Annotated in this window: 16 protein-coding genes; 13 read left to right on the top strand and 3 right to left on the bottom strand. The window is 62.6% G+C overall.

What is annotated here, in order from left to right; genetic code table 11:
• Window positions 1–3 precede the first annotated feature (3 nt).
• The 3 genes from UB43_RS28780 to UB43_RS03555 form a co-directional block, all read right to left on the bottom strand.
• Window positions 4–519, bottom strand: a complete 516-nt coding sequence (locus tag UB43_RS28780; RefSeq protein WP_052969500.1) for a hypothetical protein — start codon at window positions 517–519, stop codon at window positions 4–6.
• A complete protein-coding gene (locus UB43_RS03560; protein ID WP_045208463.1) occupies window positions 516–725 on the bottom strand; it encodes a hypothetical protein in 210 nt (69 codons plus the stop codon). Before UB43_RS03560 ends, UB43_RS28780 begins: the two co-directional genes overlap by 4 nt.
• A gap of 143 nt (window positions 726–868) precedes the next feature.
• Window positions 869–1,516: a LexA family transcriptional regulator gene (locus UB43_RS03555; protein WP_045208460.1), complete on the bottom strand. Its 648-nt coding sequence runs from the start codon at window positions 1,514–1,516 to the stop codon at window positions 869–871.
• Between the two features lie 100 nt (window positions 1,517–1,616).
• Between UB43_RS03555 and UB43_RS03550 the strand changes: the two genes are divergently transcribed.
• The 13 genes from UB43_RS03550 (at window position 1,617) to UB43_RS03490 (ending at window position 13,627) form a co-directional block, all read left to right on the top strand.
• Entirely contained in the window at window positions 1,617–1,853 is a 237-nt protein-coding gene (locus UB43_RS03550; RefSeq protein ID WP_045208458.1) for a hypothetical protein, read from the top strand.
• 428 nt (window positions 1,854–2,281) lie between these two features.
• Window positions 2,282–2,785 (top strand): phage regulatory CII family protein, encoded by a 504-nt coding sequence (locus UB43_RS03545; protein ID WP_045208457.1) that lies wholly within the window; start codon window positions 2,282–2,284, stop codon window positions 2,783–2,785.
• A complete protein-coding gene (locus UB43_RS03540; protein ID WP_045208455.1) occupies window positions 2,778–2,987 on the top strand; it encodes a TraR/DksA C4-type zinc finger protein in 210 nt (69 codons plus the stop codon). The genes UB43_RS03545 and UB43_RS03540 overlap by 8 nt, the downstream gene beginning before the upstream one ends.
• Window positions 2,984–5,722, top strand: coding sequence for a bifunctional DNA primase/polymerase (locus UB43_RS03535; protein WP_045208453.1), 2,739 nt, complete (start codon window positions 2,984–2,986; stop codon window positions 5,720–5,722). The genes UB43_RS03540 and UB43_RS03535 overlap by 4 nt, the downstream gene beginning before the upstream one ends.
• Before the next feature lie 343 nt (window positions 5,723–6,065).
• On the top strand, window positions 6,066–6,659 hold the full coding sequence (locus UB43_RS03530) for a hypothetical protein (protein WP_052969499.1): 594 nt from the start codon (window positions 6,066–6,068) through the stop codon (window positions 6,657–6,659).
• A gap of 193 nt (window positions 6,660–6,852) precedes the next feature.
• Window positions 6,853–7,221 (top strand): putative holin, encoded by a 369-nt coding sequence (locus UB43_RS03525; protein WP_045208451.1) that lies wholly within the window; start codon window positions 6,853–6,855, stop codon window positions 7,219–7,221.
• Window positions 7,214–7,504 (top strand): phage holin family protein, encoded by a 291-nt coding sequence (locus UB43_RS03520; RefSeq protein ID WP_045208449.1) that lies wholly within the window; start codon window positions 7,214–7,216, stop codon window positions 7,502–7,504. The genes UB43_RS03525 and UB43_RS03520 overlap by 8 nt, the downstream gene beginning before the upstream one ends.
• A gap of 199 nt (window positions 7,505–7,703) precedes the next feature.
• Window positions 7,704–8,192: a hypothetical protein gene (locus UB43_RS03515; RefSeq protein WP_156160329.1), complete on the top strand. Its 489-nt coding sequence runs from the start codon at window positions 7,704–7,706 to the stop codon at window positions 8,190–8,192.
• Complete coding sequence (locus tag UB43_RS03510; RefSeq protein WP_052969498.1) at window positions 8,182–10,131, top strand: terminase gpA endonuclease subunit; 1,950 nt, start codon at window positions 8,182–8,184, stop codon at window positions 10,129–10,131. The genes UB43_RS03515 and UB43_RS03510 overlap by 11 nt, the downstream gene beginning before the upstream one ends.
• Window positions 10,128–10,337 carry a gpW family head-tail joining protein gene (gene gpW / locus UB43_RS03505; RefSeq protein ID WP_045208445.1) on the top strand — a complete coding sequence of 70 codons (210 nt, stop codon included), beginning with the start codon at window positions 10,128–10,130 and terminating at the stop codon, window positions 10,335–10,337. Before UB43_RS03510 ends, gpW begins: the two co-directional genes overlap by 4 nt.
• A complete protein-coding gene (locus tag UB43_RS03500) occupies window positions 10,334–11,923 on the top strand; it encodes a phage portal protein (RefSeq protein WP_052969497.1) in 1,590 nt (529 codons plus the stop codon). The genes gpW and UB43_RS03500 overlap by 4 nt, the downstream gene beginning before the upstream one ends.
• Before the next feature lie 40 nt (window positions 11,924–11,963).
• A complete protein-coding gene (locus tag UB43_RS03495; RefSeq protein ID WP_045208443.1) occupies window positions 11,964–13,280 on the top strand; it encodes a S49 family peptidase in 1,317 nt (438 codons plus the stop codon).
• On the top strand, window positions 13,277–13,627 hold the full coding sequence (locus tag UB43_RS03490; protein WP_045208441.1) for a head decoration protein: 351 nt from the start codon (window positions 13,277–13,279) through the stop codon (window positions 13,625–13,627). Before UB43_RS03495 ends, UB43_RS03490 begins: the two co-directional genes overlap by 4 nt.
• Window positions 13,628–13,645 lie beyond the last annotated feature (18 nt).

Genomic DNA, 13,645 nt, shown 5'->3' with positions numbered 1-13,645 from the left:
ACCTCAGGCTTCGAGATGGCTTTCGACGTGCTCGACCACTGCCAACAACAGGTCGTTCACTGATCCGGAAACGAGGAGCGACTCGCTATGTTCCGAAACAACCATTGCTGTTCCGCCGGACGGCCGCCGATGCACGGTGATGACGTGACCTGTGGCCAGCTTCCTGTACCCGCCGCATGCGATCACCGATTCGATCTTCGCGTGGTCTTCGCTGGTCATGGCCAGTGCGGAGGGGAGTGGATCGCGCGGGCGGCCGGATTCGACTCGGCCATTGGCGATGTCTTCGAGGAAGTTGCGCAGCTTGATGTGGTTGGACGGGAAGCCGCTCACCAGGTTGATCTCGCCGTTGTAGTCGCCGATCAGGACCTTGACGCGAGTGGTATCGCCTTCGAGCAGGACCTCGAAGTTTGCGGTGATGGCGGAGGCCTCCCGTTCCAGTTTGCAGACTGCCAAGCCGCCCACCTGGATCATGTGGTGGAGCAGTTCGTGCGTGGCGAGGGAGATGGTGAAGTCGTTCACGCGGCACCTCCCCACGGGCCGCTGTCGGCCTCCGTGCTGGGGGCGACAGGGCGCGGCTGGGTCAGGCAGGCGCGCTGGGAGGTGCCAACGATCACCAGAAGGCCGGTTTGGGCCTGAATGGCCTCAACAGCGGCGGGGCTGGTGGCCGCTGCCGGGTGCAGATACACCTGGCAGCGGGCTTTGGTCATGTGCTGTGCTGATTGCATGTCTCGTACTCCAGGGGTCAGAGGTGGGTACGAGGCTGATATTAACCCTTGCGGTTAAGTAGTCAAGATTGAAATTAACCTTTATGGTTAAAAATGATGCCGGGGCGTAAAAAAGCCCGCGAGAGGCGGGCTTGGGGGAAGGGTTAAAGATCGGTAATTTTCCACCTGGCTCGGCCACACAGGTGCCATTCTTCGGTGAGCCGGATGATCCGCTCTGGCCAATCTGGATTGAGGGCGTAGAGGTAGAACTCTTCGCCTTCCTTTCGCAGTTGCTTGAATGTGACAGCCTTGTCATGCGCCCGCTTTGCCACCACAAAGTGTCCTGGCTGAGCGTCTAGGTCAGGGTCTATGACAACCTTGTCGCCTTCTTGGAACTTGGGAATCATGCTGAAGCCATCGATGCGGAGGATGAAAGCGTGAGGTCCCACTGGGCCGGGTGCTTCAATCCATTCTTCCGCGTCGCCTGGCTGGAAAAGGTCGATGGCCTCGCACCAAACCCCTGCTGCAACAGAGCCAATCACTGGCAGTTTTCTCCCTGTAGTGCCGAGTACTACTGCGTTCCCTTGCTCGTCAACAGTTACGGGGACGTCTAAATAGCCTGTAGGTAAATCAAGAACCTGCTCTATCTCGCGCGCGATCTGATCACCGATCCCTTTTCTCGGAGTCTTGCCGGCAAATGCGCTCACCTGGGCATCAGACTTGCCGAGCAGCTGGGCCAAATCTGTTCCGCGCAGCTTCCGTTCAGTCATCAGCCTGCGGAGATTCGATAATCGAGTGTTTGAAATTTTCATCCTTGAAGTGTCTTGCTCTTAACCTTAAAGGTGAATATCCTTGCTGGTGACAGGTACATTTAACCCTTTGGGTTAATGAAATCGGCCCGAGGGCTTGCACATGAAACTGCGTGAATACATTGAAAAGCAGGATGCTGAGGGTGCTGCTGCATATGCGGGGCGCTGTGGCATTGCGTTGAACTACTTGCTGCTCCATGTGAAGTACGCGAGCAAGGATCCAAGCGTCACGCTGATCAAGGCTTTGGTGCGTGAGAGTGAGGGGAAGGTTTCTCTCGCTGATGTGCTCGAGCATTTCGGAATCACGGAACAAGGCATCGCCGCTAAGAAGGTGGCCTAGTTCGAAGGGTGCCGGCGCGGGACTCTGACACCCCGCGCCGGCGGGGTGATACGGCATGGACCCCCAGCACATGGGAAGAGCTCAAGCCGCATCTCCGCCAGAAAGGGACTCTGACACCCCCTCCTGGCGGCGCCAATCGAGACTCTGACACCTCGGTTGGCAACGACGCTCGATGCCCGCACAGCACTTGTGAGGAGGCATCGAGACGCCGTAGCCGGAATAGTAGGGGAATACCTTCCGTCCTGGCTATGTCGTTAACTGGCGACTTTCGGTACAGACGCATCAGGATCTCTGACCCCTGATGCGATAGGTGCCAGACCGGCAATCTCTGACTTTGCCGGTTTGGTGTAGGAAGCACAGCACACAAGCGGTTCGGCGACGGAGCGGGGAGACCCGCTGCGAACCGGCCGCTGGGGGTTCCTAACATTATGAGCCGCAAAGACCTGCTGCCGGACGCCGGTCCGGTTTTCGATCTCCGCCAGGCGCTGTACCGCGCAGGGCGCGACTACAAGGGAGGGCTTACTTCCCTTGCCCATGAAATGGTTCTCCCCTATGAGGACCTCCAGAAGAAACTCAAGCTTGACGAGGAGCGCCGGTGGCCGACGCCGGATGAGCTCGAAGAGATCATCCGCCTCACCAAGGATTCGCGTCTGCTCGATGCGCTGATGCGCCCGGCTGGGGCGGTCTGGTATCGACCGGAGGCTGTCGAGGCTACGGGCTCAGCGCTCAAGGCTGTCGGCGAGTTGCTGCAGCGTGAAGGTGAGTTCGTGGCCAGCCTGCAGAAGGGCGCCGACGACAACAAATGGGAGCCCCACGAGGTTGTCGATCTGGAGTTCCACGGTGCCAACGTCATCCGCGCCGTCCTCGGCATCATGGCGGGCGCGCGGCAGTCGATGGAGCGTCGGCTGGAGGAGGTAAAAGCCAATGGCTGATAACCTCGACTTGGCTGCGGAGCGCGAAGAGATTGAGCGCGCTTCCCTCATCGCCGCCCGCCAGCGGCCGGCGCCGGCCCATACCATCAGCGCTACTCACTGTGGCTGGTGTGGTGACGATATCCCGGCAGCGCGCCGCCTCGCCGTTCCAGGGTGTGAGTACTGCGTCGACTGCCAGCGGCTGAACGAGGTTCGCCGATGAGTCAGGCAGGGAACGCCACTCCGATCTCCGCCTGGGCGCGGCGTTACATCGAAGTCTTCGGCCTGGCCGTGGTACCCATCGGGCCCGGTGAGAAGATCCCCAAGGGCAAGGCCTGGCAGCGGCCGGGAGGGTATTACACCGACGCGGCCAAAGCCGAGGCCTTCTGGACCAAGAATCCGAATCACAACATGGGGGCCGTTCTCGGCCCCAGCGGCGTTTGCTCGCTGGACGTGGACGATGTGCCATCCACGCGCCAAGTGCTGTGGGACTGCCTCGGCCTGGACCTGGATGCGCTGCCGGTGGTTTACCCCACCGTGGTTGGCAACCCCGAGCGCTTCCGTGTGCTGTTCCGGGTGCCGGAAGGGTTCGACCTCAGCCGTCACTCGCTGAGCTGGCCGAACGAGAAGGACCCGGACGGCTCAAAGTTCAAGCTGGCCCAGGCTGCACTCCTGAAGGCGAAAGAGAAGGGTGACACCGAGCAGCAGGCGAAGATGCAGGCGCTGGCCGATAGCCTCAAGCGCTTCACGGTTTTCGAGCTGCGTGCTGGCCTGGTTCAGGACGTCCTGCCTCCCTCCATCCACCCTGGTACCGGTAAACCCTACACCTGGCGAACCCCGCCCAAGGGTGATGGCCTGCCGGTGCTGCCGGATGACCTGCTCAACATCTGGAAGAACTGGGACATCTTCAAGCGCGATGCTGAGGCGGCATGCCCGTGGGCGCCGAAGGCTGCTGCGCCGAAGAAGGCGGCGAAGCCAAAGGCCAAGCCAGCGGCTCCGACCGGCAGCGCCGGGTCGGTGATTGAGGAGTTCAACCGCGCCCACGATGTGGAGCAGCTCCTGAGCGCCCACGGCTACATTCAGCGCGGCAAGAAGTGGTTGTGCCCGCAGAGCAGCACCGGGCTGCCAGGCGTCACTGTGAGCGAGGACCGCAAGGTGTACTCACACCATGGCTCGGACCCTCTTGCCAACGGCCACCAGAATGACGCCTTCGACGTCTACTGCTTGCTCGAGCACAGCGGCAACCAGGGCGCAGCGATCAAGGCAGCGGCCCGCATGCTGGGCATCGAGCACAAGCCGCGGGCTCCGAAGCCAACCTCCGAGCCGGGGACTTCGGAGCAGCCCCCGGGCTCGGCCTCCGGCGACCTTCCCCACGCCCCATCCTTGGCAGACGCCGACGCGGACGACGACACCGCAGAAGACGGGGGGGCGGGGGAGGGCCTGACTTTGGCCCAGGCGCTGCGTCGGTACGCCCTCATCGAGGGCACCACGCACGTGTGGGACATCGACAAGGCCAAGAAGATGAAGAAGCCGGCCTTCGTCGCCCTGATCGGGCAGAAGCTCTTCAAGGAGTGGTCGGACGTCACTGACCGCAAGCGGAAGAAGCGGATCAGCGAGGACCAGGTCAAGGAGATCGAGCAAGCACGGACGATGGCCGGCAAGGCAGTCGGACCGATGAGCATGCCGCCCCTGGTCCGGTACGTGTACATCGACGGCACCAAGGATGTGTGGGACTTGCTGAAGAAACGCCGGGTGCCGGAAGGCGCGGTGAAGATGGCCCTCGGCGATGCCTATGGCCTCTGGTTGAACAGCCCGGAACGGCGGGTGGTGGACGTCAGCAACATCGTCTTCGACCCGACCCTGACCTCCGATCCGAAGGAGACCATCAACACCTTCGAAGGCTTGCCGCTGGAGCCCAAGCGCAATGACGCGGCCTGCGAGAACCTGCGCTGGCTGATCGCCTTCCTGTGCAACCACGAACAGGCCGCGCTGGACTGGCTGGTTCGGTGGCTGGCGTACCCGCTGCAGCACACCGGCGCGAAGATGGACACGGCGGTACTGATGCACTCGACCATGGAGGGCTCCGGTAAGAGCCTGCTGTTCTCGGTGGTCATGGGGCGGCTGTACGGACAGTACTCCGCGACGGTCGGGCAGACGCAGCTCGAAGGCAACTTCAACGCCTGGCAGAGCGGAAAGATGTGGGCGGTGTTCGAGGAAGTGGTCAGCCGGGATCAGCGGTACAACCAGGTGGGCAAGATCAAGCAGCTCATCACCGGGCAGACCGTCCGCATCGAGAGCAAGTTCGTGAACGGCTGGGAGGAAGCGTCCTTTATGAACGCTGTGTTCCTCTCGAACGAGATCATGCCCTGGCCGATCAGCCCGGGTGACCGCCGCTTCCTGGTCATGTGGCCGGAGGAGGTCTTGTCGCCGGAGCGGCAGAAGGCGATCAGCCACGAACTGGCCAACGGCGGCGTGGAGGCCCTCTATGCGTGGCTGCTCGCCCAGGACCTGGGCGACTTCGACCAGCACACCAAGCCGCCCAGCACGCCAGCGCGTGAGCGCCTGGTGGACCTCAGTCGGTCGACCTGGCAGACCTTCGTCCACCTCTGGCGCAGCGGGGAGCTGGGCAACGGCATTTGGGGTGCGTGCCTGAGTACTGACCTGTACGCCTTGTTCCTGGAGTGGTGCCAGCGGAACAAGGAACACTCGATGAGCCAGACGAAGTTCAGCCTGTTCGTCACCACGGCGGGCGTCGACAAGACGCGGGCGATCCCCTGGACGGAGAACAACAGTCGAAGGTTCTGCGCGTTCTTCTTCCCTAGGGATGAGGAGGCGTTCACCCCCGCGAAGACCACGGCGCCCGTGCTGGGCCTACACGTCACTGAGTGGCGCGCTAGGGCCCGGAAGGCCGGGTGGCACGTGGACAACTGGGACCACGTGAAGGCGGCAGCAGCATGAGTGCGCGCGAAAGTGTGTTGGGTGTGTTGGGCATGTGTTGGGTTGGTTTCGCAACCTTACACAGCGCGAAGCCCCATTCGGCGCGGGTTCTGGACGGCTGTGTAAGGTGTGTAAGGTTTGCGCGCGTGCGCGCGTGCGTGCGCAGAAAAAATAGCTTCACCCTCCAGACTGAATCAGAGCGCCGTTTTTTCTCTACGCGAGGAACTGAAAAACCTTACCAACCCTACACACCTTACACAGATGCTCTGAAGGCATTGATTTTGAAGGGTTCTGAGTGTGTTGGGTTTGTGTTGGGTTGCGGGTTTCTGTGTCGGGTTGCGGTTTTGAAGGGGAGAGCAGGGCGATGATCGAAGGGATTGAGGTGTTGATGCGGCATTGGGGAGAGCAGCAGCGCAAGTGCGGCCAGGCAGGGGCCCTGTCCAGCACCATGGGCACGATTATGGAGTATGGCGGCTGCGCGCCACGCGGAGGCGTTTATGGGGCGCGGCTGCTGATCGCTGGTGCGGGGCCGGACTATGTGGCGAGTGAAGTGGAAGCGGCACTGGGGGTTGTGGAGCGCGCTGCCGACGGTGGTGCGCTGGTTCTGTTGGCTGTCCTCCGGTACGTGAACCACAACGAACTGACTCTGGACGAGCAGGTACAGGTGCTTGATCTGGGGCGGGGCGCTGCCGGTCGACGCTCCTACTACCGCCGGCTGGAGCGCCTGCACCATCAGGTGGCTGCTGCCCTGACGGCACGTCATGCTCGTTCCAGCGGGCAGCGGAAGGAGAGTCGCCGGGATGGCGACCGGATGCGCAAGGCATCACACCTGCAGGCGAAGAAGGCGCACAAGGCTCGCGGTGTTGAGCTGTTCAAGGCTAGCGGAGCTGACCGTTCGTCGGGTGATGTGGCGCCGATCAGCTCCCGTCAGGCTCCGATGAGCGCCGTACAGGAATAACCGAAAACAGGGGGTTTTCGGTTTGTCACTCTGCGGGTAGAAAGTCCCCACGATGTTCGTATTCCGCCAATGCGGTGCGGGCCAACAAGATGCACGTGCTGTGCAGAACCCCCGGAGCATGACCCGTCCGGGCAATCCGAAAGCCCCTCTCCGGAGGGGCTTTCCCTTTTCAGCCTCGGCATGGAGTTGAGCGATGGGAGAGCCTGCGAGCACGACCGCTGCAGTAGTTGCCGGCGCCGCGGGCGCTGGCGTTGCCGGCTTCCTGGCTGGCTTCGACATCATGGCCGCCGTCGGCGCCCTGTTCGGCGCGTTGATCTTCTCGACCACCACCCAGGAGTTTCCGAACTGGCAGCGTGTGCTGTTCCTGATCGCGTCGTTCGTGATGGGCTACGTGATCGCCCCGGGTATCCGTGAGGTCGATGTCTACGGCTACCGCCCGTTCCAGTTCTCCGGGATTGCTGCTTTCGTCGCTGCCCTGCTGGTGGTGACGATCTCGCTCTGGTTGATCCAGCGCGGAAAGTCTGGCCCCGGTGCAATGACGCGAGGAGGTCAGGATGGGTAACCACCTGGTGCAACTGGTGCTGACGCAGATGACTTTCTGGCTCTGTGTCGTCTTGTTCCTGCGGCTCTTCACCTTCCAGCGTGGCGACGCCCGCTACCGGCGCAGCATCTCGTGGATGGCATGGGCGGTCATGGGGTGTGCTGGCTCTGCGGTGATGTTCATTCTCAAGGGCATGCTGTTGATGCCCTTGAACAGTTGGCCGCTGGTTGTCTTGCTGGGAGTGTTCACGATCGCTGTCTTCAAGGCGAAGGGGAACATGGCCAGAGTCTGGCGCAGCGCCTGATTGCCCCGCGCTTAAATATGTATGTTTTAGGCGGCTTTTTTAGCGCCAGAGGTATGGGTCCTCCCTGGAGGTTCTGCCTCGTACGGGACCGTGGACCGCGAACTTTTCACAGATAGACAGGGCTATAGGGGGTTCCGCTTCCGGTCCTGGACCGGAGGCGACTATGCCGACCCAGCGAGAGATCGCGGAGCACCTGTTCATGAGCGATCGCAACCTGCGCGAAGTGCTCCCCAAGCTCGGTATCGATCTTCAGACCTGGTCGATGGACGACGTTCGCGAGGCCTACATCCTGGACCTGCGCGAGAAGGCCGCCGGCCGTGGCGGCTCGCAGGCAGAAGCGCTCAACCGCGCACGCATCGAAGAATCCACAGTCAAGGCAGCGAATGGCCGGCTCGCCTATCACGAGAAGCTCGGCACGCTGGTTCCGGCAGATGAAGCCAGCCGCGCGCTGAAGGAATGGGCGGCGGTCGCGAACCGAGAGCTGCAGGCTGCGCTGACGCGCCTGGCTGAGATGGTCGGGGCCGCTCACAGCCTCAACGTTGACCCCTCCATGGTGGACCAAATTGCTGGAGCTACTGCCGGAAGAATTGCTGGCCATGCGGACAAACTTGGCCGTCGGCTGTGTGGGCGCAGCGACTCAGTTCAACCCACCGCGCTTGATAGCGACAGCGGAGTGGATGTCGACTGAGTATGAGTTGCCTCCCGAGTCCGGCACGCTACATGGTCTCTACGATTTCCATTACACGCCTTACTTCCTAGGCATCGCCGCGGCTATCGACGACCCGGCCGTGTCCGAGGTCGATGTGATGAAGGCAGCCCAGATCGGCTGGACCTATTTCCTCATCGGTCTTCTGCTCAAGCAGATCATGACGCGGGCCTGCCCGATCATCGCGCTGTTTGCGAAGGAGGGGGACGGGAAGAACTTCCATGACGAGAAGCTGATCCCGACTGTGGAGGCGAACACTGCTGTCAGTGAGGTGATGGACGTCACCACGGCGAAGAAGGCCGGCAACCGCTGGAACCACAAGAAGTTTGCCGGAGGCTTTCTCAAGCTCGTCGCGTCCAACAGCCCCGGTAACGTCAAGTCGACGTCCTCAGTCGGCCTTGCCATTGTCGAGGAGCCTGACGACACCTCCGACGACGTGAAAGGGCAAGGCTCGGCGATGGGCCTCTTGGAGGAGCGCCTGAAGCGCTACCCAGGCTCCAACCTCATGGTCGGCGGCACGCCCTCCCTCAAGGGAGTCTCCAAGACCGAGAAGCGGCTGGAAGAAAGTGACGCGCGGGTACTCCCCATCGTTTGCCATGGCTGTGGCAAGGCGCACGTCCTGGACCTGGAGCATATCCACTGGCTGGACGCTGATGACACCGTGCAGCCCCACGAGGTTTATGGCCGAGCTTTGCCGGAGACCGCGGTGTATGGCTGCCCGCATTGCGGGGAGCACTGGGACGACTTTCAGCGCAAAGAGAACATCCGCAACACCGTGTATGCCGCGCGCGATCGTGGCGACCCCATGCTCGGCTGGGTAGCGACCAAGCCTTTCCACGGCAAGGCTGGCTTCCTGGAGTTGAACGAGCTTTACGCTTGCTTGCCGGGAACAACGCTTGCAGACCTGGTGCGTGAGCGTTTGAAGGCTGAGCACTTCGCGGCTAGAGGAGATGTGTCCCACCTGATCACCTACACCAACCAGAAACAGGGCCGGCCGTATGAGTACAAGTCGGACCTGCCCGAGGCCGATGTCCTCCGCTCCCGTGCGGAGGACTATCAGGAGCTGGTGGTGCCAGCCGGCGGCCTGGTCCTCACGTTGACTGTCGACGTGCAGCACAACCGCTTGGCGTTGATCCTGCGGGCGTGGGGCCGTGGGGAGGAGAGCTGGCTGGTGTACTGGGGAGAGATTGCTGCGGCATCTGGTTGCGCCGACAAGAGCGACCCCGTATGGACCGAGCTGGATAGCTTTCTGTTCCGCGTCTTCGCACACGCGAAGGGCTACAGCATGCGGATCAGCGCGGCGAGCATCGACACCTCGGATGGCCAGACCAGCGATGCGGCCTATGAGTACGTTAGGACCCGGCGGAAGCGGTTCAACAAACTGCTGGCGATCAAGGGCTCCAACAACCTGGACGCCGAGATCCTCACGGCGCCCAAGAAGCTGGACCTCAGCAACACGCAGACGAAGTACGCCAAGTACGGCCTGCAGCTCTATATGGTTGGCGTGAACAAAGCCAAGGACCTGCTCGCCGAGCGCATTCGCCTGACCGGCCATGGCCCGGGGAGGATGCACAGCTACAGAGATGTACGGGCCGACTACTTCGACCAGTTGCTCGGCGAGGTGAAGGCGCCAAGCCGCCGCCACTCCGGCAAGAAGGTTTGGCAGCAGAAGGCGGGGCAGGCGATTGAGGCCAGGGACTGCGAAGGCTATGCGATTCACCTGGCGCGCTACCTGCGCTTACACCTGAAGAATCCGGCGGACTGGGACCGCATCGAAGCGGACCTGATGCAGTCGGACCTCTTCCGCGAAACAGCGGAGGTGCCAGCGGCTGCGCAATCCGAAACCACAACGGCCCCCGTGAAGAAGGGCGCCACGAGCCTGGCCGATCTGGCTCGCCAGCTCAACGGAGATGATTCATGACTCTGCAGAACGAACTGGACGAGGCCCGTGCAGCGCTCCACCGCTTGATCACCGGTACCAGCACGGTGAGCATCCAGCGGGACGGAAAACGCGTGGAGTTCAAGCCTGCCGATCGCGCGGACCTGGAGGCCTACATTGATCGGCTGGAGCAGCGCTCCGGCCATGGCCTCGGTCGTCGCCGCGGGCCGGCGGGGGTGGTGGCATGATCGACAGTCCGATCCTTCATCCGAACGGCCGGCCTGCCCGGCAGATGGTCAGCGGCTGGCAGGGCACGGGCAGCGGCTTCGGCGGGCAGCTCGCGCAATGGACGCCGTCGCTGAAGACCGTGGATGCGGCCTTGCTGCCTCGACTGGACCTGGGTAACGCCCGAGCGGAGGACGTCACTCGTAACAACGCCTTCGCCGCGAACGGAGTGCAGCTTCACATCGACAACGTGGTAGGTCACCTGTTCAGGCTCAGCTACAAGCCACGGTGGCGCCGGTTAGGGATTACCGACGAGGATGCTCGCTCGTTTGCCCAGGACGTCGAAGCCTGGTGGATGGAGATTGCCGAGGACCCGCAAGGTTGCTGGCTCGATGTGGAGCGCAAACGCACCGCGACCATGATGGTTCGAGAGGGCATCGCCACCCACACCCGCACCGGCGAAATCATTGCTCAGGCCGAGTGGCTGGAGCGTCGTGGCACCAGCATGCGCACTTGCGTTCGGATGCTCAGCCCCAAGCGGCTGTGCAATCCCAACGAGCGCCGCGATTCCGACCGGCTTCGTGCAGGTATCGAGTTCGACTCCCACGGCGCCGCCTTGGCATACCACGTGCGGAGCACCTCAGCTGGAGGTCTCGGCTTCGGTACCGGCTTTGGCAACGAGTGGGTGCGGATACTGCGAGAGACCAGCACCGGCCGACAGAACTTCATCCACATCTTCGAACCCATGGAGGATGGCCAGACACGCGGCGCTAACCAGTTCCTGAGCGTGCTGGAGCAGATGCACATGCTCCCCAAGCTGCAGCACACCAAGCTGCAGAACGCGATCGTCAACGCCATGTATGCGGCCGTGATCGAGACCGAGCTGGGCACAGAGGCCGCGATGCAGATCATCGGCGCCGATGCCGAGGACGTCGATACCGGCTTGGCCAAGTACATGATGGCGGTGAACAGCTATCACGGTGGCACCCGGCTCAAGCTCAATGGCGTGAAGGTCCCGCACCTGCTGCCCAACGAGAAGTTGATGCTGAAGACCAGCGGCAACGTCGATAACGGGTTCACCGACCTGGAGTCCTCGATTCTCCGTTGGATGGCGGCGGGGATGAATGTGCCCTATGAGCCCTTTGCCAAGGACTACCGGCAGAGCACCTACAGCAGCGCCCGCGCTTCGATGATGGAAGGTTGGCGCTACTACATGGGGCGGAGGAAGGTCATCGCCTCGCGCTTCGCATCCCAGCTGTTCACGCTGGCATTCGAGGAGGCGCTGCAGCGGCGGGAACTGACTCTGCCGCGCAAGGCCACGCGCAACTTCTACGAGGCGCGCGGCGCCTGGAGCAATTGCGACTGGATCGGCGCCGGCCGGTTGGCGATCGATGGTCTGAAGGAGGTCAAGGAGTCGGTGCTGCGCATCGAGTCGGGCCTCAGCACCTACGAGAAGGAACTGGCGCTGCTGGGTGAGGATTACCAGGAGACCTTCGCGCAACAGGTGCGCGAGATGCGTGAGCGCCGAGAGGCCGGGCTACCCCCTGCCAGTTGGATGGCCACCCAGGCGCTGGACTCCGAGCCAGCAGTTGCCGAACCCACAGAGTGAAGCCCGCCCCGTGCGGGCTTCACCGTTTCAGGGACCCTACATGAAACAGATTCCCCATATTGCCAGCCGGGTGCTGAACACGCCCCTGCTGCTTGAGCCCGGCTATGCCCGCGTCTTCTTTAGCGCACTGGCTGGCAGACTCAACATCAGTGAACTGCAGGACGTCGAAGGCCAGGTATCTACCGGGCAAAAGTTGCGGATGAATGCGGAAAGCTTCGAGCCGGCTCGCGAAAGAGTCCGGCCGTTCGAGGTGGTAAACGGCGCTGCGATCATTCCGGTGAGCGGCAGCCTGGTCCACAAGTACGGGTACTTGAAGCCATACAGTGGCATGACTGGATACGACGGCATCGTTGCCCGAGTGACCGAAGCGCTGGGTGATCCGGACGTCAACGGCATCCTGCTTGACCTCGACACGCCAGGCGGCGAGGTCGCCGGCTGCTTCGACGCGGTTGCCCGCCTCCGGCAGCTTGCCGATCAGGCTGGCAAGCCGCTCTGGTCCTTGTGCTACGACATGGCCTGCTCTGGCGGTATGGCTCTGGCCAGCGCTGGGTCGCGGCGCCTGATCACGCAGACCGGCATCAACGGCTCTGTCGGTGTGGTCATGGCCCATGCCAGCTACGAGGACTTTCTCAAGCAGGAGGGGATCAAGGTCACCCTGATCCATTCCGGTGCGCACAAGGTCGAGGGCAATCCTTACGAGGATCTCCCGGACGACGTGCTGGCCACGTTCCAAGCCAGTACCGATGCACTTCGCCTCCAGTTCGCGACGATCGTTGCGCAGAACCTAGGCCTGTCGGTCGAGCAGGTGCTCGCCACGGAAGCGGCCTGCCTGCGAGGCGAGGAGGCAATTGAAATCGGCTTTGCCGATCAGATGGTGAACGGTCATGAGGCCGTCGCCGAGTTCACCGAGTACCTGTCCGGCCAGGGCAGGGTTCTTACATCAGGAGCGAGCATGCCCCCGTCCGATACCACCACCGGCATCACTGCCGACACCCTGACCCCGGCCGCCGACACCGTGCAGCCGGCCCCTGCCGCCGGAGGCGGCCAACCCACCCCGGCTGCCTCGGAGCGCGAGCGTATCAGCGGCATTCTCCAGCACGCTGAAGCCAAGGGCCGCGAAGGCCTGGCCCAGCACCTGGCATTCAACACGTCGGTAGGCGTGGAGGAGGCTGTCGCGACGCTGAAGGCCGCTGCGCAATCCGGCGGAGATCGCCTCGACTCCAGCACCGCGCTGGATCGGCTGATGGCGAGTGAAGGCCAACCCGCCGCCGGTGCCGCCGGCGAATTCGCAGAACCGAGTGAGGCCGAGCAGATCGTTGCCGCCCACAACAAAGCCACCGGGAGCAAACGCGCATGAGCACCTTGCAGCAACCCGTCGATAACTGGAACACCGGTTCCGACCAGATTCAGACCACCCTTGGCACTGTCGCTTCCGGAGCCAATGTGCCGGACCGCACGCCGCTGGGTCAGGTGACCGCCACCGGTAAGTTCGTCGTGTGGAATCCGACTGCTACTGATGGCTCCGAAAAGGCGGTGCGTCTGACCTCCTACCAGGTCAACGCAGCTTCCGCCGATGTTGTTGCGCAGCTGGTCAAGGCCGGCACCTTCAATCCGGAGTTGGTGAACTGGCCGGTCGGTGCCACGGCAGTGCAGAAGCTGGGAGCCTTCGTCGGTACCCCCATCAGCTTCCAGCTGCCGGCCTGATCCGGCGTCGCTGACCCA

It is taken from the genome of Pseudomonas sp. 21 (assembly GCF_000955805.1).
GTDB lineage: Bacteria > Pseudomonadota > Gammaproteobacteria > Pseudomonadales > Pseudomonadaceae > Pseudomonas.
This window is presented reverse-complemented; position numbering and strand designations above follow the sequence as displayed.

Bases quoted from the DNA above. Each gene is read 5' to 3' on its own strand.
- UB43_RS03560 (WP_045208463.1), bottom strand. From the start codon at position 725: ATGCAATCAGCACAGCACATGACCAAAGCCCGCTGCCAGGTGTATCTG.
- UB43_RS03555 (WP_045208460.1), bottom strand. From the start codon at position 1,516: ATGAAAATTTCAAACACTCGATTATCGAATCTCCGCAGGCTGATGACT.
- UB43_RS03550 (WP_045208458.1), top strand. From the start codon at position 1,617: ATGAAACTGCGTGAATACATTGAAAAGCAGGATGCTGAGGGTGCTGCT.
- UB43_RS03545 (WP_045208457.1), top strand. From the start codon at position 2,282: ATGAGCCGCAAAGACCTGCTGCCGGACGCCGGTCCGGTTTTCGATCTC.
- UB43_RS03540 (WP_045208455.1), top strand. From the start codon at position 2,778: ATGGCTGATAACCTCGACTTGGCTGCGGAGCGCGAAGAGATTGAGCGC.
- UB43_RS03535 (WP_045208453.1), top strand. From the start codon at position 2,984: ATGAGTCAGGCAGGGAACGCCACTCCGATCTCCGCCTGGGCGCGGCGT.
- UB43_RS03530 (WP_052969499.1), top strand. From the start codon at position 6,066: ATGATCGAAGGGATTGAGGTGTTGATGCGGCATTGGGGAGAGCAGCAG.
- UB43_RS03525 (WP_045208451.1), top strand. From the start codon at position 6,853: ATGGGAGAGCCTGCGAGCACGACCGCTGCAGTAGTTGCCGGCGCCGCG.
- UB43_RS03520 (WP_045208449.1), top strand. From the start codon at position 7,214: ATGGGTAACCACCTGGTGCAACTGGTGCTGACGCAGATGACTTTCTGG.
- UB43_RS03515 (WP_156160329.1), top strand. From the start codon at position 7,704: ATGAGCGATCGCAACCTGCGCGAAGTGCTCCCCAAGCTCGGTATCGAT.
- UB43_RS03510 (WP_052969498.1), top strand. From the start codon at position 8,182: ATGTCGACTGAGTATGAGTTGCCTCCCGAGTCCGGCACGCTACATGGT.
- gpW (WP_045208445.1), top strand. From the start codon at position 10,128: ATGACTCTGCAGAACGAACTGGACGAGGCCCGTGCAGCGCTCCACCGC.
- UB43_RS03500 (WP_052969497.1), top strand. From the start codon at position 10,334: ATGATCGACAGTCCGATCCTTCATCCGAACGGCCGGCCTGCCCGGCAG.
- UB43_RS03495 (WP_045208443.1), top strand. From the start codon at position 11,964: ATGAAACAGATTCCCCATATTGCCAGCCGGGTGCTGAACACGCCCCTG.
- UB43_RS03490 (WP_045208441.1), top strand. From the start codon at position 13,277: ATGAGCACCTTGCAGCAACCCGTCGATAACTGGAACACCGGTTCCGAC.